The organism is Acidovorax sp. NB1, from assembly GCF_005405905.1.
Classification (GTDB): Bacteria; Pseudomonadota; Gammaproteobacteria; order Burkholderiales; family Burkholderiaceae_C; genus Acidovorax.
Genome location: NZ_BJHU01000035.1, coordinates 334,216 through 359,044, shown reverse-complemented (window position 1 = coordinate 359,044; position 24,829 = coordinate 334,216). Strand labels below are relative to the sequence as shown.

Here is a 24,829-nt window from a genome sequence, read left to right as displayed (position 1 = left end):
GCCGCGCCGCTGAACTGGCCACGGCGCCCTGCAGTGCGCGGGGCGGTGGGTGTTGCGGTGGGTGTGTGAAGCCGGGTGCTGCCAGCTACCCAGAGTGGGCATTGCATGGCGCACGCGGCCAGGGGATCAGTGGCGTGCCGGGGGCGGGGTGTGCGACATCAGCCGGTCGGTCAACGCGATGGCCAGTGCGCTGAGCAGGAAGGTCACGTGGATGATGGTCTGCCACATCAGCACCTTCAGGTCGTAGTTGGCAGCGTTGATGAAGGTCTTGAGCAGGTGGATGGAGCTGATGCCGATGATGGCGGTGGCCAGCTTGACCTTGAGCACCGAGGCGTTCACATGGCTCAGCCACTCGGGCTGGTCGGGGTGGTCTTCGAGGTGCAGGCGCGAGACGAAGGTCTCATAGCCCCCCACGATCACCATGATCAGCAGGTTGGAGATCATGACCACGTCGATCAGCGCCAGCACGACCAGCATGATGATGGTTTCATTGAGCGCAGTGACCTCGAAATCACTCTTGTAGCCGATGCTGGAGACCAGGCTCTTGAGCGCAGCGCTGTTGCCAAACGCCGCCTCGATCAGGTGCACCAGCTCCACCCAGAAGTGGAAGACATACACCGCCTGCGCCAGGATCAGGCCCAGGTACAGGGGCAACTGCAGCCAGCGGCTGGCAAAAATCAGCGAGGGCAGGGGGCGCATCGGCGAGGGGGAGGCGGAGTTTTTGGGCTGGGACATGGAAAGGTCGGAGGGTCTAGGGTCGCGCGATTTTAGGGGCGCGGCGTGACAGCCCTGCTACCCGGTGGCCATCCCGGCCCGGTGCAGCGTGCAGATTCTGTAAGCTTCGCGCCAGTCAGTGGCTTGTAAGTGCTGCGCCCGACAGTACCGCCCAATTCCAATTCCATCAGACCCAGGAGACAACACCATGAGTGCGCCCACATCCGCGATCGAGTCCGTTTTGGTTGAGAACCGTGTGTTCCCGCCGTCGGATGCCATCGTCAAAGCCGCCCGCGTCTCGGGCATGGCGGGCTACGACGCCCTGTGCGCCGAGGCCGACAAGGACTTCGAAGGCTTCTGGGCCCGCCTGGCGCGCGAGAACGTGCAGTGGACCAAGCCCTTCACCCGCACGCTGGACACCTCCAACGCCCCCTTCTTCAAGTGGTTTGACGACGGCGAACTGAACGCCAGCGCCAACTGCCTGGACCGCCACATCGGCACCCCCACCGAAAACAAGACCGCCATCATCTTCGAGGCGGACGATGGCACGGTCACCAAGATCACCTACAAGGAACTGCTGGCCCGCGTGAGCCAGTTTGCCAATGCGCTCAAGGCCCACGGCGTGGCCAAGGGCGACCGCGTGCTGATCTACATGCCCATGACCATCGAGGGCGTGATCGCCATGCAGGCCTGCGCGCGCATTGGCGCCACTCACAGCGTGGTGTTCGGTGGCTTCAGCGCCAAGGCGGTGCAGGAGCGCATCATCGACGCAGGCGCCGTGGCCGTGATCACCGCCAACTACCAGATGCGCGGCGGCAAGGAGCTGCCACTCAAGGCCATCATCGATGAAGCCCTGGCCATGGGCGGCTGCGACACCATCCGCAACGTGTTCGTCTACCAGCGCACGCCCACGGCCTGCAACATGGTGGCCGGGCGCGATAAGACCTTTGGCGAGATGCTGGCCGGGCAGAGCACCGAATGCGCCCCCGTGGCCGTCGGCGCCGAGCACCCGCTGTTCATCCTGTACACCAGCGGCTCCACCGGCAAGCCCAAGGGCGTGCAGCACGCCACCGGCGGCTACCTGCTGTGGGCCAAGCTCACCATGGACTGGACCTTCGACCTGCGTGCAGACGATGTGTTCTGGTGCACGGCCGACATCGGCTGGATCACCGGCCACAGCTACGTGGCCTATGGCCCGCTGGCGGCCGGTGCCACCCAGGTGGTGTTCGAGGGCGTGCCCACGTACCCGAATGCTGGCCGCTTCTGGCAGATGATCGAGAAGCACAAGGTCTCGATCTTCTACACCGCGCCCACCGCCATCCGCTCGCTCATCAAGGCCGCCGAAGGCGACGCCGCCGTGCACCCCGCGCGCTCGGACCTGTCGAGCCTGCGCATCCTGGGCAGCGTGGGCGAACCCATCAACCCCGAAGCCTGGATGTGGTACCACAAGAATGTGGGCGGCGAGCGCTGCCCCATCGTGGACACCTTCTGGCAGACCGAGACCGGCGGCCACGTCATCACCCCGCTGCCCGGCGCCACGCCGCTGGTGCCCGGCAGTTGCACGCTGCCCCTGCCCGGCATTGCCGCCGCCATCGTGGACGAAACTGGTAACGATGTCGCCAACGGCGCGGGTGGCATCCTGGTCATCAAGAAGCCCTGGCCCAGCATGATCCGCACCATCTGGAACGACCCCGAGCGCTTCAAGAAGGCCTACTTCCCCGAAGAGCTCAAGGGCTACTACCTGGCTGGCGACGGTGCCGTGCGCAGCGCTGACCGGGGCTACTTCCGCATCACGGGCCGCATCGACGACGTGCTCAATGTCTCGGGCCACCGCATGGGCACGATGGAAATCGAATCGGCGCTGGTCTCCAAGACCGACCTGGTGGCAGAGGCCGCAGTGGTGGGCCGCCCCGACGACGTGACGGGCGAGGCCATTTGCGCCTTCGTGGTGCTCAAGCGCGCCCGCCCCACCGGCGAGGAAGCCAAGCAGATCGCGAATGAGCTGCGCAACTGGGTCGCCAAGGAAATCGGCCCGATTGCCAAGCCCAAGGACATCCGCTTTGGCGACAACCTGCCCAAGACCCGCAGCGGCAAGATCATGCGCCGACTGCTGCGCAGCATTGCCAAGGGCGAGGCCATCACGCAGGACACCTCGACGCTGGAAAACCCCGCAATCCTGGATCAATTGGCCAAGGCCAATTGATCCAGGAGGCGCCGTGCAGCGGCGCCAGCGCGCAATGCTTGCGGGGTTTGTGAACACTCATATCGCGCAGCGATGTGACGTGGCCACAGAACCCTGCAGTTCTCGATCAGTTGGCCCAGACCCACTGATTCAGGGAGGCGTCGCGCAGACTGCGCTTGAGATGCCCCCAAAACAAAAGCCGCGTCACATTCCCTGTGGCGCGGCTTTTTTGTTGCGGCTTTGGGGCGCCAGGCCCCAGAACCGCAGTGGCTTGAACGGCGGCTTACTTCTGTGTCAGCACCCAGGCAGCCAGCTTCTTGGCGTCGGCGTCGTTGACCTGTGCATTGGCAGGCATGGGAACGGGGCCCCACACGCCAGAGCCGCCCTTGACGATCTTGGCGGCCAGCTTGTCCACGGCGTCTTTCTGGCCTGCGTACTTGGCTGCCACGTCCTTGTACGACGGGCCCACCAGTTTCTTGTCCACCGCATGGCAGGCCATGCAGTTCTTCGATGTCGCCAGGGCCAGGTCGGCCATTGCGGGTGCCGCAACCGACAGCGTCATGGCAAGAGTGATCAGGGTACGCTTCATGGTGGGATTTCCTGTGGTTGAGTTACAGTGCTTTTAATGGGATTGTAGTGACTTGGGTTGACAAGCCCTTGTCCCGCGTCAATCAGGCCTGTGATGGCATTTTCTGGAGATTGCGATGTATCTGCTGGGTCTTTCCCTCCTCATGCTGGCACTGAAGTATTTTGAAATCGGCCCCGTGGCGACCTGGTCCTGGTGGTGGGTGCTGGCGCCCTTTGCAGCCACTGCGCTGTGGTGGGCCTGGGCCGACTCCACGGGTTACACCAAGCGCAAGGCCATGGAAAAAATGGACCAGCGCAAGCAGGACCGCATCAACAAACACAAGGAAGCCCTGGGCATCCGCCCACGCAAGCCGCGCTGAGCGTCCGCACCAGGCCAAGGTGTGCGCCTGCCGCCACACCGGGTGAGCGGGCTGGCTTCGCCGCCTGTAACAACAACATCAAAAAAAGCGCCCGGAGCCTGAAGCTCCGGGCGCTTTTTCTTTGTGTTTTTAGGGGCGGGCCCGTGCTGCAGGCAGCCGGTGCGCTGCGCAGCAGGGCCGCCAGAACACCCGCTGCTGTCGGTCAGAACGCGTCCAGCACGGCGCCCTTGCTGGCGCTGGAGGCGTTGAACGCAAACTTGGCCTGCACACCCCGCGTGTAGCGCGGCGCAGGCGCTTTCCAGGTGGCGCGGCGTTTTGCGATTTCTTCGTCAGGCACGTTCAGCTCCAGCAGCAGTTGGCGCGCATCGATGGTGATGCTGTCACCTTCGTTGACAAAAGCAATGGTGCCGCCCGCCGCCGCCTCGGGCGCCACGTGGCCCACCACCATGCCCCAGGTGCCGCCCGAGAAGCGGCCATCCGTGATCAGGCCCACGCTCTCGCCCAGGCCGGCGCCGATGAGGGCGCCGGTGGGGGCCAGCATTTCAGGCATGCCGGGGCCACCCTTGGGGCCCAGGTAGCGCAGCACCATCACGTCGCCTGCCTTGATCTTGCCCGCCAGGATGGCTTCGAGTGCCGACTGCTCGTCGTCGAACACGCGGGCGGGGCCGGTGATCACAGGATTCTTCAGACCCGTGATCTTGGCCACGGCGCCTTCGGGGCTCAGGTTGCCCTTCAGGATGGCCAGGTGGCCTTGTGCGTACATGGGGTTGCTGATGGGGCGGATCACGTCCTGGTCGGCGCGCGGCTGGTCAGGCACGTCCTGCAGCACCTCGGCAATCGTCTTGCCCTCGATGGTGAGGCAGTCGCCGTGCAGCAAGCCTGCATTCAGCAAAACTTTCATAACCTGCGGGATGCCGCCTGCGCGGTGCAGGTCCACGGCCAGGTACTTGCCGCTGGGCTTCAAGTCGCACAGCACAGGGGTCTTCACGCGCACGCGCTCGAAGTCGTCGATGCTCCACTCCACGCCCGCCGCATGGGCAATCGCCAGAAAGTGCAGCACCGCGTTGGTCGATCCGCCCGTGGCCATGATCACGGCCACGGCGTTCTCGATGGACTTTTTGGTCACGATGTCGCGCGGCTTGATGTCCTTCTTGATGGCCTCGATCAGCACCTTGGCAGATTCCTTGGCCGAGTTCATCTTCTCGTCGTGCGGGTTGGCCATGGTGGACGAATAGGGCAGGCTGATGCCCAGGGCCTCGAAGGCGCTGCTCATGGTGTTGGCGGTGTACATGCCGCCGCAAGAGCCGGTGCCCGGGATGGCGCGCTTTTCGATCTCCTTGAGGTCGAAGTCGCTGAGCTTGCCCGCCGCGTTTTCGCCCACGGCCTCGAACACGCTCACGATGTTCAGGTCCTTGCCCTGGTAGTGGCCGGGCAGGATGGTGCCGCCGTACACATAGATGGCGGGCACGTTGGCGCGCAGCATGCCCATCAGGCCGCCGGGCATGTTCTTGTCGCAGCCGCCGACCACCAGCACGCCGTCCATCCACTGGCCGCCCACGCAGGTCTCGATGCAGTCGCTGATGACTTCGCGGCTCACCAGGCTGTACTTCATGCCTTCGGTACCCATGGCCATGCCGTCGCTGATGGTGGGGGTGCCGAACACCTGGGCGTTGCCCCCGGCTTCCTCAATGCCCGCGATGGCCGCGTCGGCCAGCTTCTGCAGGCCGCTGTTGCAGGGCGTGATGGTGCTGTGACCATTGGCCACGCCCACCATGGGTTTCACAAAGTCGCCTTCCTCGTAGCCCATGGCGTAGTACATGGAGCGGTTGGGTGCGCGCGACTTGCCCTGGGTGATGTTGGCGCTGCGGCGGTTGATGGGCGCGGAGGGCTTGCTGGAGTCGGTCATCGTGGGGCGTCCTGGTGTCGGGTTGGGGGAGGCTGGAGCGGAATGGATCATTCTGCCAGCGCCGTCGCAGTGCGTGGGGTCTGCCCCCGCAATCCTCAACGCCACGCCCCGGGCGGGCCCGGAGGGCTGGGCGATAATTAATGGGTTTGCCCCCGGCACGGCTCAAGAGGTTGGTTGCACGGGTGCGCGAGGGGCCTTTATTCCTGCGGCCCGCTTCCTTTTCAGCGATTTTCCAGAAGCCAGCACGATGCCCATCTACCGTTCCAAAACCTCCACCGCCGGTCGCAACATGGCAGGCGCGCGTTCCCTGTGGCGCGCCACCGGCATGAAAGACGATGACTTCAGCAAGCCGATCATCGCGGTGGTCAATTCGTTCACCCAGTTCGTGCCCGGCCACGTGCACCTGAAGGACCTGGGCCAGCTGGTGGCCCGCGAGATCGAAGCCGCTGGCGGTGTGGCCAAGGAGTTCAACACCATTGCCGTGGACGACGGCATTGCCATGGGCCACGACGGCATGCTGTATTCGCTGCCCAGCCGCGACATCATTGCCGACTCGGTCGAATACATGGTCAACGCGCACTGCGCCGATGCCATGGTCTGCATCTCCAACTGCGACAAGATCACCCCCGGCATGCTGATGGCCGCGATGCGCCTGAACATCCCGGTGATCTTCGTCTCGGGCGGCCCCATGGAAGCGGGCAAGACCCGCCTGGCCAATCCGGTCACCAAGGTCATGGAGTTCAAGAAGCTCGACCTGGTGGACGCGATGGTCATTGCCGCCGATACCAACTACTCCGACGCCGACGTGGCCGAAGTCGAGCGCTCGGCCTGCCCCACTTGCGGTTCGTGCTCGGGCATGTTCACCGCCAACTCCATGAACTGCCTGACCGAGGCGCTGGGCCTGTCGCTGCCCGGCAACGGCACGGTGGTGGCCACCCATGCCGACCGCGAACAGCTTTTCAAGCGCGCGGGCCGCCGCATCGTGGACCTGGCCAAGCAGTATTACGAGCAGGACGACGAACGCGTGCTGCCCCGCTCGGTGGGCTTCAAGGCGTTTGAAAACGCCATGACGCTGGACATCGCCATGGGCGGCTCCACCAACACCATCCTGCACCTGCTAGCGATTGCCAAAGAGGCCGAGATCCCCTTCACCATGGCCGACATCGACCGCCTCTCGCGCGTCGTGCCGCAGCTGTGCAAGGTGGCGCCCAACACCAACAAGTACCACATCGAAGACGTGCACCGCGCCGGCGGCATCATGGCCATCCTGGGCGAGCTGGACCGCGCGGGCAAATTGCACACCGACGTGCCAACGGTGCACGCTCCCACGCTCAAAGACGCTCTGGACCAGTGGGACATCGTGCGTACGCAGGACGACGCCGTGCGCACCTTCTACATGGCCGGCCCCGCAGGCATCCCTACGCAGGTGGCGTTCAGCCAGAACACCCGCTGGCCCAGCCTGGACCTGGACCGCGCAGAGGGTTGCATCCGCTCGTACGACCACGCCTTCAGCAAGGAAGGCGGCCTGGCCGTGCTGACCGGCAACATCGCGGTGGACGGCTGCGTGGTCAAGTCGGCCGGTGTGGACGAAAGCATTCTGGTGTTTGAAGGCACGGCCCACGTGACCGAATCGCAGGACGAAGCCGTGGCCAATATCCTGGCCGACAAGGTCAAGGCCGGTGACGTGGTCATCGTGCGTTACGAAGGCCCCAAGGGCGGCCCCGGCATGCAGGAGATGCTGTACCCCACCAGCTACATCAAATCCAAGGGCCTGGGCAAGGCCTGTGCGCTGCTGACGGACGGCCGCTTCTCGGGTGGCACCTCCGGCCTGTCGATTGGCCACTGCTCGCCCGAAGCGGCTGCCGGTGGTGCTATCGGCCTCGTGCAGAACGGCGACCGCATCCGCATCGACATTCCCAACCGCACGATCAATGTGCTGGTGAGCGAGGAGGAACTGGCCAAGCGCCGCGAAGCGCAGAACGCCAAGGGCTGGAAGCCTGCGCAGCCCCGCCCGCGCAAGGTGTCGGCCGCGCTCAAGGCCTATGCCAAGCTGGTGATGTCGGCCGACAAGGGCGCCGTGCGCGATTTGTCGTTGCTGGACGACTGAGCCCACCGGCATGAAGGTGGGGCGATGCCCCGCCCACAAAAAAAAGCCGCATCCCGAGGGTGCGGCTTTTTTATTGCGGAATGCTTCTATTTTGATAGCATGTTTGTCATGCTGGTCGCGCGGAAGAGCCGATTTTCTTTTGATATTTCTGAAGCAAATAGCCTACGCGGCTGCGCTGCCCATCTGCGACTGTAGGTAGTTGGGCAGGCCGATCTTGTCGATCAGGCCCAGCTGCTTTTCAAGCCAGTAGGCGTGGTCTTCTTCGGTATCGCGCAACTGGGTCAGCAGCAGGTCGCGGCTCACGTAGTCGCCCACGCTTTCGCACAGGGCCATGCCTTTTTGCAGGGCGGCACGCACCTCGTATTCGGTGGCCAGGTCTTTCTTCAGCATCTCGGGCACGGTCTCGCCCGGGGTGAAGGGGTTGGGGCGCATGTCGGGGCGGCCGCCCAGGAAGAGGATGCGGCGCAGCAGCGCGTCGGCGTGCTGGGTTTCTTCCTGCATCTCGTGGTCGAGGCGCGTATAGAGCTTGGCGAAGCCCAGGTCCTCATAGGTGCGCGAATGCACGAAATACTGGTCGCGCGCAGCCAGCTCGCCGCGCAGCAGTTCCTTGAAATACTCGATGACTTGTGGGTTTCCCTGCATGTTGTTGTCCTTCGCTTTTGACCGGGGAGTATCGCGTGGGCGGAGGGCATTTGTAACCAATGTCCCTGTACCTGCGCTTTGCATGCGTACGGGGATCAGAAGCGTTCGCATTGGGCGGGTTGTGCGAGGGGCATCCAAGGCGGGGGCACAATACCGCCCACCATGCTGACCTACCCCCACATCGACCCCGTTGCCCTGCAGATCGGCCCGTTGGCCATTCACTGGTACGGCCTCACCTACCTGGCGGCCTTTGGCCTGTTCATGTTGCTGGGCCTCCGCCGCCTGCGGCACGAGCCCTTTGCCTCCATCACCGGCCCAAGCGCCTGGACGCGCAAGGACGTGGAGGACATCCTCTTCCTGGGCGTGGCCGGTGTGGTGATCGGTGGGCGGCTGGGCTACTGCCTGTTCTACAAGCCCGGTTACTACCTCAGCCACCCGCTGGAGATTTTTGCGGTGTGGCAGGGCGGCATGGCCTTTCATGGCGGCTTGCTGGGCGTGATCGTGGCCATGCTGTGGTTTGCACATTCGCGCCAGCGCCCCTGGCTGCAGGTGGCCGATTTTGTGGCGCCCTGCGTGCCCACCGGTCTCGCGGCGGGGCGCGTGGGCAACTTCATCAACGGAGAGCTGTGGGGCCGCTTTGCCAGCCCCGACCTGCCCTGGGGCATGGTGTTTGCGCACAGCGGCTCGATGCAGCCGCGCCACCCGTCGCAGGTCTACCAGTTCCTGATGGAAGGGCTGCTGCTGTTCATCCTGCTGTGGCTGTACGCACGCAAGGAGCGCCGCCCGGGCCAGGTGGCCGCCGCCTTCCTGTTTGGCTATGGTGTGTTCCGCTTCATCGCCGAATACTTCCGCGAGCCCGATGCCTTCTTGGGCATCCTGTCGCTGGGCATGAGCATGGGGCAGTGGCTGTGTGTGCCCATGATTGTGGGCGGCGTGGTGATGTGGCTGTGGGCCGGCCAGCGCGATGGCGGTGCACCGGCGCTCAAAACGTCCAAGTCCTGACCCGGCCGTGCGGCCTCTCACCCGTCGCCATCTCCTGCTGGCCGGTGCTGCGGCCTCGCCGCTGTTGGTTTCCTGCGCGGCAGACCTCAGGCGCTACCAGGGGCAGCCTGTGGCCGATGTGGCGGCCCGCCTGGGTGTGTGTGCTGCTGCCTTCGCCACGTTGCGTGCGGGCCAGGTGCTGCCGATCGAGGTGGTCGGCAGCTGTGGCGCAGCCCCGGATGTCGTGTTCCAGGCCGCCTCCCTGACCAAGCCCGTTGTGGCCTATGGGGCGCTGCGCCTGGTGCTGGCGGGGCAACTGGACCTGCAGGCGCCTGTCTCGCATTACCTGCCGCAGGGCTACGTGCACTACCAGCATGTGCTGCGGCGCGCTCCGGGCGATGCCCGTGACACCGTGCCTGCCAGCACGCTGGCCCGTATCTCGGTGGCCAGCCTGCTCAACCACACCTCGGGCCTGCCCAACTGGACCAGCGGTGCGCTGGCTCCAGGTTTTGACCCCGGCCAGCGCTGGCGTTACTCCGGCGAAGGTTATGTGCTGCTGCAGACCGTGATGGAGGCCATCACCGGCGTGCCCTTTGCCCCGTGGATGGAGGCGCAGGTCTTTGCGCCTTTGGGCATGCGCGACTCCAGCCTGGTGTGGAAAAGCGCCTACGAAGGCCGGGCCGTGCACGCCCATGGCGGCGCCAGTGGGGTGACATGGCGCCAGCCGGTAGCCGCCGCATCCCTGTACACCACGGCGGGCGACTTTGCGCGCCTGCTGGCGGCCTTCGTGTCTGACGAGAAGCTGTGTGGGCTGGCCCTGTCGGCCCCCGTGGTGGCCGACAAGGATTTGTCATTGGAATGGGGCTACGGCTGGGGCATCGAGCGCACGCAGGCAGGCCCCGTGCTCTGGCAGTGGGGCAACAACCCGGGCTTTCGCAATTTCGCGATGGTCTCGCCCACCACCCGTGACGGCTTCGTGCTGCTGACCAACAGCGACCGGGGCATGGCCCTGGCTGCGCCGCTGGCGCAGCGGGTGCTGCCCGGCGAGCACCCGGTGTTCCAGTCTCCCCTGCTGGGCTGACCACCGCCTGCGGGCTGCTCAGCCCGCCGGGCCTGCTTCGTCCAGCCAGCCCTGCACTTGGTGGCGGATGCCGTCGAGCACCGGGTTGGGGGTGCGTGCCACGCGCTGCACCCATGCAATGTGCGATTCCAGGCCCTGTGTCGGAATGTCCAGTGCCACCAGCTGACCTTGTGCGATCAGGCGCGCGGCGGGGGCCATGATGCCCAGGTAGACCGCATCGGTGTGGCAGGCCACGTCCAGCAGGTCGGCCACCGATTCACTGCCCAGGGCGATCAATGTGTCTGGATGGGCCTGCAGGCCCAGGCGCTGCACCAGCAGCCGGCCCATCGCCACGCTCATGCCGGTGCACGCCACGGGAAACCCTGTGAGGTCGGCAAACATGATCGGATGGCGCTGCGTCAGCGGGTGGCCGGGGCGCACCATGACGCCGGTGGGCAGCTGTGCCAGCCGGTGCACTTCCAGGTCGGCATGGGCACCGGGGATGGAGCGCTGGTCCATCACCAATGCATCCAGCGTGCGGTCCCGCAGGGCCTGGATCTGCTGGGCCTGGGCACCACCGCTCAATTGCAGGCGCATGTGGCCGGCATGCCCGGCCGCCATGTGCAGCAGGCGGTGGCCAAGCAGGGCATGGGGCGTGGCAGTCATCCCCAGGCGCACGGCGCCTGCTTCGCCGCTGACATGGTGGCGCACCATCTGGTGCAGCTCGTCGGCCTGGGCCACTACCTGGCGCGCATGCTCCAGCACCGTGCGGCCTATGGGCGTGAGCGCATTGCGCTGGCCACTGCGCTCGACCAGCGCCGCGCCCAGGTGTGCCTCCAGCATGGCGATGCTGCGGCTGAACGCGGCTTGCGAGCGGCGCGTGCTGTCGGCCGCGCGTGTGAAGCTGCCGCTGTCGGCCAAGGCGATGAAATGGCGCAGCTGGGCAATGGTGGTGCTCATGCAAAAAATCGAACAAATGGTCGTAAATTATGCATTGGACCAACATTTGGTTACCGCATTAGCATCCGCTTTCTTTTTGAACAGGCTCTGAGGGCACGACTTGCGGGTGCCCTTCTTTTTCCCAAGAAAGCGGCGACGTCCATGATCAAGAAAATCCTGTGGGGGCTGCTGGCCCTGGTGGTGATGCTGGCGGGGGCTTTGGGCATCAACACTGCGCGCAAGGGCTCGCGCCAGCTAGAGGTGGCGCCGATTGCCAAACTGCCCGTGGATGACGCCGCCGTGGCCAGCCGCCTGGCCGAGGCCGTGCGCCTGCGCACCGAGTCCTCGCGCGACGATGCCAACGCCAATACCGGTCAGTTCATGCAGTTCCACGCTTTGCTGCAGCAGCGCTTTCCGCTGGTGCACGCGAAGTTGAAGCGCGAGGTGGTGGGCGACCTGAGCCTGCTCTACACCTGGCCCGGCAGCGATGCGAACGCCGCGCCGGTGATGCTGATGGCGCACCAGGATGTGGTGCCCGTGGCCCCCGGCACCGAAGGCGACTGGGCCCAGCCCCCGTACTCCGGCGCGATCCAGGGCGGCTACGTCTGGGGCCGGGGCTCGTGGGACGACAAGGGCAACCTCATGAGCCAGCTGGAAGCCGTCGAGATGCTGCTGGCCAGCGGTTTCACGCCTCAGCGCACCATCTACCTGGCCTTTGGCGCCGACGAGGAGGTGGGTGGCCTGCGTGGCGCCGCCAAGATCGCTGCGCTGTTGCAGGAGCGCAAGGTGCGCCTGGATTTTGTGATCGACGAAGGCCTGTTGATCCTGGACGGCGTGATGCCCGGTTTGTCCAAGCCCGCTGCCGTCATTGGCGTGGCCGAGAAGGGTTACATGTCGGTGGTGATGAAGCTGTCGGGCACGCCCGGCCACTCGTCCATGCCGCCGCACAAGGGCAGCAGCGCCATTGCCATGATGAGCGACGCGCTCAAGCGCCTGGACGAGGAGCAGATGCCCGGTGGCATCCGGGGCGTGGCGGGTGAGTTGTTCGACACCCTGGCGCCCGAGATGGGCGGCGTGAACCGCGTGGTGCTGTCCAACCTGTGGCTGTTCCGCCCCGTGGTGCAAAAGCAGCTTGAAGGTGCGGCCAGCACCAACGCCATGCTGCGCACCACCACGGCGTTGACTATCGTGAACGCAGGCAACCGTGACAACGTGGTGCCCGGCCGCGCCGAGGCCACCGTCAACTTCCGCCTGCTGCCTGGCGACACCCAGGAGCATGTGATGGACCATGTGCGCAGCAAGATCAGCGCGCCCGCCACGCAGGTGGAGCTGAGCACGCTGCCCGGTGCGGTGGAGGCGTCCAAGGTGGCACCCACCGACTCCACCCAGTACCGCCTGCTCAACCAGACGATCCGCGAGGTTTTCCCCGACGTGCTGGTGGCGCCGGGCCTGATGGTGGCAGGCACCGATTCGCAGCACTACGGCGCCATCAGTGACCACATCTTCAAGTTCTCGCCCGTGCGTGCCAACTCGGAGGACCTGAAGCGTTTTCATGGCACCGACGAGCGGCTGGAGATTGCCAACTATGCGGATGCGATCCGGTTCTATCACCGGCTGATCGGGAAGGTCAGCCAGACGGCGATGCCCACCAAGCCCTGATGCGACGAAAAGGAATCAGGCGGGCTTTGGGCCGCGCCGCGCCATGGTCCACAGCGCCGCTCCCACAATGAGCGCGCCCCCCAGCCAGGCCGTGGGGCTGAGCTGCTCGCCCAGCCAGAACACCGCAAACAGCGCGCCAAACGCGGGCTCGCTGCCCATCAGCAGGCCCACGCGGGTGGGTGGGCTGTGGCGCAGGGCCCAGTTCTGCACCACAAACGCAAACACCGTGCAGCCCAGCACCAGGTAGATGCAGGCCAGCCAGAAGGCGCTGGCGTTGCTGAGCGAGGGCAGGGGCGGCAGGGCACCCGGCAGGGCCAGCGCCAGCAGCAGGCTACCCAGGCCGATCACGCCCGCCTGTACGGCCGTGAGTGCGAGCACGGGCGCATTGCGGCGGCGGGTGAGCCGGGTGGTCTGGCACACGGTGATGGCGCGCAGCACGGCGGCCGCCAGCATCAGCGCGTCGCCCCAGCCCCAATCGCCTGAATAGCCACCGCTGAGCAGCGCAGCCCCCAGCAGCGAAACCGCCGCAAACACAAACATCGCGCGGCCGGGCCGCTGGCGCAGCAGCCACCACTCGGCAAACGGGGTGAACACCACACACAGGCTGATCAAAAAGGCTGCATTGCTGGCCTGCGTGAGCGCCAGGCCAAAGGTCTCGCACAGAAAAATGCCCAGCATCAGCGCCCCCAGCGGCAGCCCCGCCGCCAGGGCATCGCGCCGCTCTGGCGCCGTGGCCCGCAGCAGCGCAGGCAGCAGCAGGGCAAAGGTCAACAAAAAGCGCACGGCCAGAAAACCCAGCACCGGGTAGAACACCAGCGCCCCCTTGGCCACGCCATAACTCGTGCCCCACACCACGGCCACCAGCAGCAAGGCCAGGTCAGACAGGCGCGGGGCCAGGGGGGAGGCGGGGGCAAGGGGCAGGGTGGGGTGCATGGGAGTGAAGTGATCTGGCGGGTAGGTGGAGGAGGGGGCCCGTGGCTGTGCTGCAGCGCACTGAAATTATCGATTTGCTCACTCTTGGCGATAATCGAATCTCAAGAACTACACTTGTGCGCCGTGAGCATCAATCAACCACTCGACAGCCTGCCCGACATGGCGGTGTTTGCGCGTGTGGTGGACGCGGGCAGTTTTTCTGCAGCCGCCCGGCAGCTGGGCATCACGCCTTCGGCCGTGAGCCGGCAGGTGGCGCGGCTGGAAGGCACGCTGCGTGTGCGCCTGCTGGAGCGCACCACCCGCAAGCTCAAGCTCACCGACGCCGGGGCCGCCGCCTACAGCCGCTGCCAGACCATGGTGGCCGCCGCGCGCGAGGTGTGGGCGCTGAGCGACACCCACTCTGCCGCGCCCTCGGGCTTGGTGCGCATGAGCATGCCCAAGGCCGTGGGTCGCCAGCTGGTGCACCCGCTGGTGCTGCCGTTCTTGCAGAAATACCCCGGGGTGGATGTGCAACTGCTCATCACCGACCGCACGGTGGATCTGTTCGAGGAGTCCATCGACCTGGCCCTGCGCGTGACCGACACCCCGCCCCCCGGCCTGGCAGGGCGGCCGCTGGCCACTTTGCACCACTGCATCTGCGCCAGCCCCCAGTACCTGGCCGAGCGCGGCCACCCTCAGCACCCGCGTGACCTGGAGCGGCACGCCTGCATCACCCTGGGCGAGGACGAGCGCGACCGGCACTGGCGCTTTGAACGCGCAGGCGAATCTGCCACCGTGGCCGTGCGCGGCCGCTACGTGGCCAACCACAGCGAGGTGCGGCTGGAGGCCGCGCTGAGCCACCTGGGCATTGCCAGCCTGCCGGGCTTTGCCGCGCGTGCGGCGCTGCAGCGGGGCGACCTTGTGGCCGTGCTGCCGGACTGGCAGCACAAGACCTCGTATGCGGGCACGGCCTGGCTGCTCTACCCACCCAATCGGTTTTTGCCTGCCAAGCTGCGGGTGTGGATTGACCACCTGGTGCTGGGGTTTGCTGGGGTGGAGTAGGTGGTTTGGGTTGGGAGCTGCCAGTTCGTTTTGGCTCCTAGCGAGAAGGCCTTGTGCGCGCTCCAGTGCAGGGATCAAGTTGCCAAGCGCAGCAATAGGCGTCGAGATTGGGCGCTATAGTGCCCCTAGAAGATTCGACCGCCAGCATCGCTCAGCAAATGCTTGGCACGCAATCCAAAGGGACGATGGGCCGTTCAACCCGTTGCCTCCATAGGGCTGGTTGGGCAAAAAAGGGCTTGTTTGTTACGTCTGCAAGATATTCTGCGGTCGGTAGGAGTCAGCCTTTTTGCTTCATGAAACGAATGCGGCCTACACCTTCAGCCTAGGGGGCGCCAAGCCGGGCTTAGCCTCTCATCTTATGCAGAAATTTATGAAAAAGTATCCGATCGGCAGTGTGGCAATAGGAGTTCTCCAGGTGGCTGACGCCTTCGTTTTGTTTTTAAACGGGGGGGCGGCTACCAACACCACACTTACTTTTGCCTCGTTCGAGTTTCTTTGGGCCTTAATTTCGCTGGTTGTCTTAATTCGTGTCAAACAACGTGCCACCCGTGTTTTGGCTTCAGTCTTTTTTGCCTACAACGCATCAGGCTGGCTCCTCGCTTTTTTCCTTGGTGCTGGAAGCGAATCATTCACCGTCCCGGTCTGGGCTGTCGTATTTGGCGGTGTATTTGGCTGCATGTACGCAGCAAGCGCACTTTATGTAGCTAGGCAGCCCGCTATCGCGGTGGACTCAAGGGTACGGGCTCCGCTCTCGTCTTAATTGCAGCGTTGAGTGACTGCGTGTGACCGAGGCCAACGGCTGTTCTTGGTTGATGGCCCCGCGCAAAAGAGGATATCCACCGCAGTGTTCATGGTGCTGGACTGACTGGTCAGCTTGCCGGAAGATGACTCATAGCTCACCGGGTCGCACGGACGAGGCAAAGTGAGGCATATGTCACGTTTCGCATCCTGCGATCTTCGTTGCCTGGCGATTGCGGCCATACCATCTCGATGCCGTTAATTCTGACGGTTCGATCCCACGAAGCATCGAGATATGCAAGATTTAGCCCGCCTAGTGCGGGCTATTTTTTTTGCGCAACGCTGGAGGATGTCTGCCGTAAGCAGACTGGGGCGGGATGGAGATGGGGCGGCCCTGTCACGGGGGCGGAACGCGGTGAGTGGCGTTCTTTTTAGCGTCCAGCACCGCCCTCCCAGGACCCCCACGTTGCTCCGCCGCCGCAATCCCCCACTTTTGTGTAACCGAACCCTTCAACATGCATTTTTTACTTGTTATTTTGCATAATTATGAGAAATTACGCACATGGCGCAGCAATGCACCCGGTAGCCAGCTTTTAACGGTGTGTTGCGAGCAGAAAAGGCGAGGCCGGTCGCTGGGTGTTTGCGGCGGCTCCTTCCGATCTGCGCTTGCCCTGGCAATCAAGTGACCGATACAAGTACCCCAGCGGGTCGATGACCCTGGAGCCCTGTCCACCATGCGTCCTGTTCCGAACTCCCTGCACGACGAAGTCGCCTCGCGGCTGCGGGACCAGATTTTTGCGGGCGACCTGCGGCCCGGCAGCTTTCTGGACGAGGCGGCGCTGTGCGAGCGGCTCGAAATCTCGCGCACGCCGCTGCGTGAGGCGCTCAAGGTGCTGGTGGCCGAGGGCCTGTTGCGCCACGAGCCGCGCCGGGGCTGTTTTGTGGCCGAGATCACCGACAAAGACCTGGATGACCTGTTCCCTGTGATTGCGCTGCTGGAGGGCCGCGCGGCGCATGAGGCCACGCACAAGGCGAGCGGGGCCGACGTGGCGGCGCTGGAGCTGTTGCACCAGCGGCTGCAGCAGTGCGCGGCCGAAGGGCGCATCACCGACTACTACGAAGCCAACTACGCCATCCACGAGGCCTTCATCACGCTGGCCGACAACCGCTGGCTGGCCCAGGTGATTGGCGACCTGCGCAAGATCCTGCGCCTGGCGCGCCACCAGACCCTGCACGCCCCGGGCCGCCTGCAGCAAAGCCTGGCCGAGCACCTGGCCGTGTTTGCCGCCCTCAAGGCGCGCGACAGCGAAGCCGCCGAAGAGGCTATGCGCACCCATCTCTTGCGTCAGCGCGATGCGCTGCGCGACATCGCCCGCAATCAGCAATCGAGGTTGACACCATGATGAACAGCACCCCCGAATGGATCACCCGCAGCGTGTCACGCCTGCGCACCAGCGCCCCCGCAGCCGACAAGGGCGGTGACAAGCTGGCCAAGGCTGCCCTCGACAAATCCGTGACCGACGTGGTGGCCAAGGTGGCTGTGCCACGCTCCACCCACGAGCGGCTGCAGGCCACCTTGCGGCGGGGGAACGAGGCACTGTCGCCCCGCGCGCTGCGCCGCCTGTTGGCCGATCTGCAGGAGGTGGTGGCCCCGCAGGTCAGCGAGATCGAAGGCGGGCGCCGCGCCCAGGCCGTGGCCGAGTGGTATGCCAAGGCCGAGCCCGAGGAGCGGCGCGACATGTGGTTGCTGATGTGCGAGCAGTTCGCGCCCGATGCCACACGCTTCAAGTCGGCCCGCCAGCGCTACGAGGCGGCGGCGGGTACGGCCGAAGAGGGCCAGGCCGAGATCAGCCTGCGCCGCGCGCTGGTGTCGCCGCGCACGCGGCTGCTGCAGCGGTTCTCGGTTTTCCCCGAAGGCATGCGTTTTCTGGTGGACTTGCGCGCCGAGATCCTGCCGCTGCTCAAGGCCGACAAGCGCCTGCTGCCGCTCGATGCCGAGCTGGAGCACCTCTTCTCGACCTGGTTCGATGTGGCCTTTTTGGAGCTGCGCCGCCTGTCGTGGGACTCGCCCGCCTCGCTGCTCGAAAAGCTCATCAAGTACGAGGCCGTGCACGACATCCGCAGCTGGGCCGACCTGAAGAACCGCCTGGACAGCGACCGCCGCTGCTACGGCTTCTTCCACCCCCGCCTGCCGGGCGAGCCGCTGATTTTTGTGGAGGTGGCGCTGCTCGACAAGATCTCGTCCAGCATCACGCCGCTGCTCGATGAAGCCGCCGCGCCCGCCGACATTACCCGCGCCACCACGGCCATCTTCTACTCGATCAGCAACACACAAACGGGCCTGCGCGGCGTGAGCTTTGGCGACTCGCTCATCAAGCATGTGGTGGAGACGCTCACGGCCGAGTTTCCGCGCCTGCGCACCTTTGCCACGCTGTCGCCCATTCCGGGCTTCCGCGCCTGGCTGGGCAAGCATGCGGGTGCGATGCTGGAGCGCCTGGACGACAAGCGCCGCACCGAGCTGGGCCGCGCCGTGGGCTTTGAACCACCGCAGGCCACCCACCTGCTGGGCGCCATCGACAAGGCGCTGGAGCTGGATGCCAAATCGCCCGTGCGGCAGATGCTGCTGGAGTGCGCGGCGTACTATCTGGGCCGCGAAATGCAGGAGGGCAAACCGGTGGACCCGGTGGCCCGTTTCCACCTGGGCAACGGTGCGCGGGTGGAACGCCTGAACTGGGCGGGCGACCCTTCGTCCAAGGGGCAAAAACAGTCGTACGGGCTGATGGTGAACTACCTGTATGACCTCAAGCGCATCGACAAGCACCGCAGCCTGCTGGCGCAGGGCAAGGTGCCGGTGTCGGGCGACATCGACAGCCTGTGCCGCGACTGATGTTGTGACGGGCAGGTGTGCAGGCGGACCTAAGAGCAAAAAACTGAAGAACGTAAGGACTGACTGATCGATTGATCGATGTGTCGATGGATTGGTTGGATGTGACGGGGGCGCCGCAAGGTGCCCGGCCCGCGCTACTGAAGGTGATTTTTACAACGACAGGAGACAAGCGAATGAATAGGAACCCATCGCGAATTCAACGCCGGGACGTGCTGCTGGGCGCAGCGGCTGCGGGCCTCGGCCTGGCCAGTGGCAGCAGCTGGGCGCAGGCCTCGGCCTGGCCCGCCAAGCCGGTGAACCTGGTGGTGCCGTTTCCGGCCGGGGGCGGCACCGATACGTTTGCACGCCCGCTGGCGGCGCAGTTTGCCAAGACCACCGGCAAGACGCTGGTGATCGACAACCGTGGTGGTGCGGGCGGCAACGTGGGCGCCAGTTTTGCCGCCAAGGCGCCGGGCGACGGGTACACGCTGTTCATGGGCGGCGCGCACCATGTGATTGCGCCCTCGGTCTATCCCAAGCTCGACTACGACCTGGAGAAGGACTTCATTCCACTGGCCCTGCTGGCCAGCGTGCCCCAGGTGCTGGTGGTCAACCCGAAGAACATGCCGGTCAAGGACTTCCGCGAATTTCTGGCCCTGGTGCGTGCCAACCCCGCCAAGTTCAACTATGGCTCGGCGGGCTCGGGCAGCTCGCACCACCTGGCGGGCGAGCTGTTCAAGATCCAGTCCAAGACCTTCATCACCCACATCCCTTACCGGGGGGCGGGCCCGGCGCTGGCAGACCTGGTGGGCGGGCAGGTGGACATGATGTTTGACGGCCTGGGTTCGTCCGCCGGGCACATCAAAGGCGGACGCATCAAGGCCCTGATGGTGGCGGGTGCCAAGCGCAATCCGGCCTTCCCCGACGTGCCTTGCGCCGCCGAAGTGGGCTTGCCCGACTACACGGTCACCACCTGGTATGGCCTGTGGACACCCAAGGGCACGCCCGCCGATGTGCAGGCGCGCATCGTCGAGGAGGTACGCAAGCTTGGCCAGTCGGAAGAGATCAAGACCAGCTGGGCTGGCAATGGCGCCGAGTTCGGCACGCTGAGCCCGCAGGACTTCGGCAAGATGGTCAGTGGCGAGGTCAAACGCTGGGCGCAGGTGGTGAAGGCCGCCGACGTCAAGCTGGACTGAGGGGCACCATGCCAGGTGATGTCACGGCCCGCCAGGGCGAGGGGGGCGTGGTGCGGGTCGTGCTGCGCCACGAGGGGCGGCTCAACGCCATGTCGCGTGCCATGTGGCGCGAGTTGCGTGTGGTGTTCGAGGGCATTCAGCGTGACCCGAATGCCCGCTGCGTGCTTATCGAGGGCGATGGCGGCGCGTTCTGCGCGGGCGGGGATATTTCTGAATACCCCGCCTTCCGCTTCGACGCCGCTGCCTTGCGTGACTTTCATGAAAACGACGTCTGGGGCGGGCTGAACGCCATGCTGGCCTGCGACGTGCCCATCGTGGCCCGCATCAGCGGGGCCTGCATGGGCGCGGGGGTCGAGATTGCGAGTTGCTGCGACATCCGCATCGCGGGCAACACCGCCCGGTTCGGTGCGCCCATCGCCAAGCTTGGCTTTCCGATGGCCCCGCGCGAGGCGCAGCTGGTGGCGGGCGCGGTGGGCGAGGTGGTGGCACGCCAGATGCTGCTGGAGGCCGCCACCTTCAGCGCGGCCGACATGCTGGCGCGCGGCTTTCTGAGCCGGGTGGTGGCTGACGACATGGCGGCCACCGACGCCCTGGGCAGCGCACAGCGGGTGGCGGCGCTGGCCCCCCAGGCCGCGCGTTTGAATAAACAGACATTAAGGGCATTAAAAATGCCTTCTGCGCGCGACAGTAAAGAGTTTTCAGCTATAGAAAACATAGTAAACGGTGCGTCCGACCCCTACGGCTATGCGAACAGCGCCGAGCACCGCGAGGGCATCACCGCCTTCCTGGACAAGCGTCCGCCGGTGTTTTGACCGCTGCGGCCCCCGCTTCCCGTCTTCTTCCTTGTCAAAAAAAGCAAAGCCCAAGCCATGAGCCAACACAACCTCTTCAGCGCCTTGCGCGCTGCCTTCCCTGCCGACCTGTCGAGTACCGCTGTGGAGACCACGGCGGCCGATGGCACGCCGCTGTTCTACACCTGGGGCGACCTGGACCGCGCGAGCGCCCGCATGGCCAACCTGCTGACATCTCTCAAGTTGCCCGCAGGCAGCCGGGTGGCCGTGCAGGTCGAAAAATCGGTCGAAGCCATGGTGCTGTACCTGGCCACGCTGCGCGCAGGCTATGTGTTCTTGCCGCTCAACACCGCCTACCAGAGCGCCGAAATCGAATACTTCATCGGCAACGCCGAGCCCGCCGTGGTGGTCTGTACGCCCGGCAACTTTGGCTGGGTGAGCAAGATCGCATTCACCCAGGGCACGGGCCATGTGTTCACGCTGGGCGATGACCGCACAGGCAGCCTGCTGGAGCGCGCCGCGCACCACAGCGAGGTGCACCAGCCGGTGAACAAGTCGGCCGACGACCTGGCCGCCATCCTCTACACCAGCGGCACCACGGGCCGCAGCAAGGGCGCGATGCTCACGCATGGCAACCTGCTGAGCAATGCAGTGACCTTGAAGGACTACTGGGGCTGGAAGGATGGCGATGTGCTGATCCACGCACTGCCCATCTTCCACGTGCACGGCCTGTTCGTGGCCATCCACGGCGCGCTCATCAACGGCAGCAAGATGATCTGGTTTGCCAAGTTCGACCCCAAGGCCGTGCTGGCCGCCATGCCGCGCGCCACCGTGTTCATGGGCGTGCCCACGCTGTATGTGCGCCTGCTGGCCGAGCCGGGCCTGACCAAGGATGCCGCCAAGAACATGCGCCTGTTCATCGCCGGGTCGGCCCCGCTGCTGATCGAGACCTTCACCGAATGGCAGCAGCGCACCGGCCACACCATCCTGGAGCGCTACGGCATGAGCGAGACCATCATGCTCACCAGCAACCCCTATGCCGCCGATGCACGCCACAACGGCCAGAGCGAGCGGCGCGGCGCCACGGTGGGCTTCCCGCTGCCCGGCGTGGGCCTGCGCGTGGTGGACGATGCCAACAAGCCGCTGCCCGTGGGCGAGATTGGCAGCATCCAGGTCAAGGGCCCCAACGTGTTCAAGGGCTACTGGCGCATGCCCGAAAAGACCGCCGAAGAATTCACGGCCGATGGCTGGTTCAAGACCGGCGACGTGGGCAAGGTGGACCAGCGCGACTACGTGAGCATCGTGGGCCGCAGCAAGGACCTGATCATCAGCGGCGGCTACAACGTCTACCCGGCCGAGATCGAGGGCTACATCAACGAGATGCCCGGCGTGGCCGAAAGCGCTCTGGTGGGCGTGCCGCACCCCGACTTTGGCGAAGTGGGCGTGGCCGTGGTGATTGCCAAGCCCGGTGCGCAGCTCAACCCCGATGCCATCGTGGCGCAGCTCAAGTCGCAACTGGCCAACTTCAAGATTCCCAAGAAGTGTTTTGTGGTGCCCGAGCTGCCGCGCAACACGATGGGGAAGGTGCAGAAGAACCTGCTGCGCGAGCAGCACAAGGCGCTGTTTGCCTGAAGCGGGCCCGCTGGCGTGGGGCCCTGCGCTGGCTGCGCGGGGCCACCCATACCGTGATCTAACCCGTCGTTGAGGCTTGGGGGCTGCAGAAAATGCAGGGGGTTGCGGCTGGCGCTGCGGCGCCCTCGGCATGGTTGCAGCAATGCTCCAGCCACCCGGCTACCAGCCGGTACACCGACAGGTTGGTGCGCGCGGTAGGCGCGCACAGGTAGTAGCCCAGCGGGCTGTCAAAGCGGTCTTTCAGGGGCTCCACCAGCGTGCCCGCCGCCAGTTCGTCCTCCACCAGGCAGGTGGGCACGATGCCTACGCCAAAGCCTGAGACGGCGGCGCGGATGATCAGCGAGTACAGATTGAAGCCCGGACCGAACCGGCTGGCGCTGGTGTCTAGGCCGTTGGCTTCCATCCAGTCCTGCCACGCCAGGGGTACTTCGATGTGCTGCAGCAGCGTGGCACGCATCAGGTCCTGCGGCGTGCGCAGGGGCAGGGCGGCCTGCAGCTGCGGGCTGCACACGATGCTGGTCTCCTTGCCTATCAGGTAGCGCGCATTGGCGCTGGGCCAGTTGCCGTAGCCGTACTGGATGGCGGCGTCGAATTCATGCGGTGTCGCAAAGTCGTGTGCGTGCTGGTAGCGCACAAAGTTCAGCGACACCTGCGGCAGCGTGCGCTTGAAGTGCCCCAGGCGGGGAAACAGCCACTGCGCCGCAAACGTGGGCGGCACCGAGAGGTTGAGCGAGCCGCCATCGCCCCCGTACGACATGAGTTGCGCCGTGGCCGACTCGAGCGCAGCCATGGCGGGGCGGGTGGCATTGAGGTAGGTGGCCCCAGCCTCGGTCAGCTCCAGCCCCGTGGCCTTGCGGATGAACAGCTTCTGGCCCAGGTAATCCTCCAGCGCGGCAATGTGGCGGCTGATGGCGCTTTGCGTCACGCACAACTCGCGCGCAGCCATGGTGAAGGCCTGGTGCTTGGCGGCGGAGTGAAAGGCGTTCAGCTCGGAGATGGTGGGACACAGGCGGCGCATGGATGTGGCTAGGGGGTATGAGTAGGGCTCATGGGATGGTGAGATTTTAGGCGTTGCGGATAAGGGCGATTGGCCCGATAAATGCGTCCTGTGACAGCAACGTGTCAAGCGCCACACTCTGAAGATGCAGCAATGCACCTGATGGATGCTTGATGGTCATCATGGCGCCTAAAAAAGATGGGCCATGAGTAATTTTGAAGCCATTGCGCCCACTTTGACGAACCTCATGACCTCTTTGTTGATTAAAAACAGCCGTGTGCTGGATGTCCACGCACTCACACTGCGCACCGGCCTGTCCGTTCTGGTGCGGGACGGCCGCATTGCGGCGGTAGGTGCCGACCTGGTGGTGCCTGAGGGCGCCACCAAGGTGGACGCCAGGGGCATGACCCTGATGCCTGGCCTGATCGACTGCCACGTGCACGTGGTGGCGTCTTCGTTCAACCTGGGCACGGTGGCCAAGATGCCCAATGTGTTCACCATGATGCGCTCGCTGCCCATCATGAAAGGCATGCTGGACCGGGGCTTCACCACCGTGCGCGATGCGGGCGGCGCCGACTGGTCGCTGGCCGAAGCGGTGCGCACGGGGCTGGTGCAGGGGCCGCGCATCTTCCCGGCGGGCAAGGCGCTGTCGCAAACCGGTGGGCATGCGGATTTCCGCCAGCGCAACGATGACCTGGATGTGTGCTCCTGCGCCTACAAGCTGGGAAACATCGGCCGCGTGGTGGATGGGGTGGACGCCTGCCGCCTGGCGGTGCGTGAAGAAATCCTGAAGGGCGCTACGCAGATCAAGGTGATGGCTTCGGGCGGCGTGGCCTCGCCCAACGACCCGATTGGCAACCTGGGCTATTCCGAAGCCGAACTGCACGCCATTGTCGAAGAGGCATCCAACGCCAACACCTATGTGATGGCCCACGCCTACACACCGCGCGCCATTGCCCGTGCGGTGCGCTGCGGCGTGCGCACCATCGAGCACGGCAACCTGGTGGATGCGCCCACGGCGGAATTCATGGCCGAGATGGGCGCTTTCATGGTGCCCACGCTCATCACCTACGAAGGCCTGGCCAACGAGGGCGAGCGTTATGGCCTGCCTGCGGTGTCTATCGCCAAGATCGACTCGGTGCGCAGCCAGGGCAAGCAGGCCATCGAGATCCTGGCCAAGGCGGGCGTGAAGATGGGCCTGGGCAGCGACCTGCTGGCCGAAACGCATTACCTGCAGTCTGACGAGTTGCGTCTGCGCGCTGAGATTCTGGGCAACGGCCCGGTGCTGCAGCAGGCCACGCTGATTGGCGCGGAGATCCTGGGCCAGCAAGGCCAGCTGGGCGAGATCACGGCGGGTGCCATTGCCGACCTGCTGCTGGTCGATGGTGACCCACTCACCGACATCGCCTGCTTGCTGGGCCAGGGCGAGCACATCCGCGCCATCGTCAAGGACGGCGCCTTCGTCAAGAACACCCTCTGAATTCCAACCCTGACCTGA

Annotated in this window: 21 protein-coding genes; 14 read left to right on the top strand and 7 right to left on the bottom strand. The window is 65.2% G+C overall.

From position 1 onward, the window contains the following. Positions 1-126: 126 nt before the first annotated feature. Positions 127-735, bottom strand: coding sequence for a TIGR00645 family protein (locus tag AvAM_RS19200; protein ID WP_137748539.1), 609 nt, complete (start codon positions 733-735; stop codon positions 127-129). Positions 736-922: 187 nt separating this feature from the next. On the opposite strand from AvAM_RS19200, the gene acs reads away from it, so the two are divergent. Continuing rightward, positions 923-2,917: an acetate--CoA ligase gene (gene acs, locus AvAM_RS19195; protein WP_137748538.1), complete on the top strand. Its 1,995-nt coding sequence runs from the start codon at positions 923-925 to the stop codon at positions 2,915-2,917. A gap of 262 nt (positions 2,918-3,179) precedes the next feature. Here acs and AvAM_RS19190 read toward each other — a convergent pair whose 3' ends face one another. After that, positions 3,180-3,485 carry a c-type cytochrome gene (locus tag AvAM_RS19190; RefSeq protein ID WP_137748537.1) on the bottom strand — a complete coding sequence of 102 codons (306 nt, stop codon included), beginning with the start codon at positions 3,483-3,485 and terminating at the stop codon, positions 3,180-3,182. Between the two features lie 115 nt (positions 3,486-3,600). On the opposite strand from AvAM_RS19190, the gene AvAM_RS19185 reads away from it, so the two are divergent. Then, positions 3,601-3,843, top strand: a complete 243-nt coding sequence (locus AvAM_RS19185) for a TIGR04438 family Trp-rich protein (protein WP_124512892.1) — start codon at positions 3,601-3,603, stop codon at positions 3,841-3,843. A 202-nt stretch (positions 3,844-4,045) separates the two neighbouring features. Here the strand turns inward: AvAM_RS19185 and ilvD (AvAM_RS19180) are convergent, their stop codons facing one another. Next, a complete protein-coding gene (gene ilvD / locus AvAM_RS19180) occupies positions 4,046-5,749 on the bottom strand; it encodes a dihydroxy-acid dehydratase (RefSeq protein WP_137748536.1) in 1,704 nt (567 codons plus the stop codon). Positions 5,750-5,996: 247 nt separating this feature from the next. Between ilvD (AvAM_RS19180) and ilvD (AvAM_RS19175) the strand changes: the two genes are divergently transcribed. After that, positions 5,997-7,856, top strand: coding sequence for a dihydroxy-acid dehydratase (gene ilvD / locus AvAM_RS19175; protein WP_137748535.1), 1,860 nt, complete (start codon positions 5,997-5,999; stop codon positions 7,854-7,856). A gap of 162 nt (positions 7,857-8,018) precedes the next feature. Here ilvD (AvAM_RS19175) and bfr read toward each other — a convergent pair whose 3' ends face one another. After that, a complete protein-coding gene (gene bfr / locus AvAM_RS19170) occupies positions 8,019-8,498 on the bottom strand; it encodes a bacterioferritin (RefSeq protein ID WP_137748534.1) in 480 nt (159 codons plus the stop codon). A gap of 162 nt (positions 8,499-8,660) precedes the next feature. Here bfr and lgt point away from each other — a divergent pair, with 162 nt between their 5' ends. Both lgt and AvAM_RS19160 read left to right on the top strand, forming a co-directional pair. After that, entirely contained in the window at positions 8,661-9,500 is an 840-nt protein-coding gene (gene lgt, locus AvAM_RS19165; RefSeq protein WP_137748533.1) for a prolipoprotein diacylglyceryl transferase, read from the top strand. A 7-nt stretch (positions 9,501-9,507) separates the two neighbouring features. Next, complete coding sequence (locus AvAM_RS19160; RefSeq protein ID WP_171012334.1) at positions 9,508-10,560, top strand: serine hydrolase; 1,053 nt, start codon at positions 9,508-9,510, stop codon at positions 10,558-10,560. Between the two features lie 18 nt (positions 10,561-10,578). Here the strand turns inward: AvAM_RS19160 and AvAM_RS19155 are convergent, their stop codons facing one another. Beyond that, positions 10,579-11,499, bottom strand: a complete 921-nt coding sequence (locus AvAM_RS19155; RefSeq protein ID WP_137748531.1) for a LysR family transcriptional regulator — start codon at positions 11,497-11,499, stop codon at positions 10,579-10,581. Between the two features lie 141 nt (positions 11,500-11,640). On the opposite strand from AvAM_RS19155, the gene AvAM_RS19150 reads away from it, so the two are divergent. After that, positions 11,641-13,137: a M20 family peptidase gene (locus AvAM_RS19150; protein WP_137748530.1), complete on the top strand. Its 1,497-nt coding sequence runs from the start codon at positions 11,641-11,643 to the stop codon at positions 13,135-13,137. A 15-nt stretch (positions 13,138-13,152) separates the two neighbouring features. Here AvAM_RS19150 and AvAM_RS19145 read toward each other — a convergent pair whose 3' ends face one another. Further along, positions 13,153-14,070 (bottom strand): DMT family transporter, encoded by a 918-nt coding sequence (locus AvAM_RS19145; protein ID WP_137748529.1) that lies wholly within the window; start codon positions 14,068-14,070, stop codon positions 13,153-13,155. A 123-nt stretch (positions 14,071-14,193) separates the two neighbouring features. Here AvAM_RS19145 and AvAM_RS19140 point away from each other — a divergent pair, with 123 nt between their 5' ends. The 7 genes from AvAM_RS19140 to AvAM_RS19110 all read left to right on the top strand — a co-directional run bounded on the left by AvAM_RS19140 (position 14,194) and on the right by AvAM_RS19110 (position 22,334). Beyond that, positions 14,194-15,111: a LysR family transcriptional regulator gene (locus AvAM_RS19140; RefSeq protein ID WP_137748528.1), complete on the top strand. Its 918-nt coding sequence runs from the start codon at positions 14,194-14,196 to the stop codon at positions 15,109-15,111. 370 nt (positions 15,112-15,481) lie between these two features. Continuing rightward, entirely contained in the window at positions 15,482-15,871 is a 390-nt protein-coding gene (locus tag AvAM_RS19135) for a hypothetical protein (RefSeq protein WP_137748527.1), read from the top strand. 712 nt (positions 15,872-16,583) lie between these two features. Continuing rightward, positions 16,584-17,252, top strand: a complete 669-nt coding sequence (locus tag AvAM_RS19130) for a GntR family transcriptional regulator (RefSeq protein WP_063461815.1) — start codon at positions 16,584-16,586, stop codon at positions 17,250-17,252. Continuing rightward, positions 17,252-18,736, top strand: coding sequence for a malonyl-CoA decarboxylase (locus AvAM_RS19125; protein WP_137748665.1), 1,485 nt, complete (start codon positions 17,252-17,254; stop codon positions 18,734-18,736). The genes AvAM_RS19130 and AvAM_RS19125 overlap by 1 nt, the downstream gene beginning before the upstream one ends. 173 nt (positions 18,737-18,909) lie before the next feature. Continuing rightward, a complete protein-coding gene (locus AvAM_RS19120) occupies positions 18,910-19,911 on the top strand; it encodes a tripartite tricarboxylate transporter substrate binding protein (RefSeq protein ID WP_137748526.1) in 1,002 nt (333 codons plus the stop codon). A gap of 8 nt (positions 19,912-19,919) precedes the next feature. Further along, on the top strand, positions 19,920-20,723 hold the full coding sequence (locus AvAM_RS19115) for an enoyl-CoA hydratase/isomerase family protein (RefSeq protein ID WP_137748525.1): 804 nt from the start codon (positions 19,920-19,922) through the stop codon (positions 20,721-20,723). A 57-nt stretch (positions 20,724-20,780) separates the two neighbouring features. Further along, positions 20,781-22,334: a malonyl-CoA synthase gene (locus AvAM_RS19110; protein ID WP_137748524.1), complete on the top strand. Its 1,554-nt coding sequence runs from the start codon at positions 20,781-20,783 to the stop codon at positions 22,332-22,334. A 58-nt stretch (positions 22,335-22,392) separates the two neighbouring features. Here the strand turns inward: AvAM_RS19110 and AvAM_RS19105 are convergent, their stop codons facing one another. After that, a complete protein-coding gene (locus AvAM_RS19105) occupies positions 22,393-23,352 on the bottom strand; it encodes a LysR substrate-binding domain-containing protein (RefSeq protein WP_137748523.1) in 960 nt (319 codons plus the stop codon). Positions 23,353-23,578: 226 nt separating this feature from the next. On the opposite strand from AvAM_RS19105, the gene AvAM_RS19100 reads away from it, so the two are divergent. Beyond that, a complete protein-coding gene (locus tag AvAM_RS19100; protein ID WP_137748664.1) occupies positions 23,579-24,811 on the top strand; it encodes an amidohydrolase family protein in 1,233 nt (410 codons plus the stop codon). Positions 24,812-24,829 lie beyond the last annotated feature (18 nt).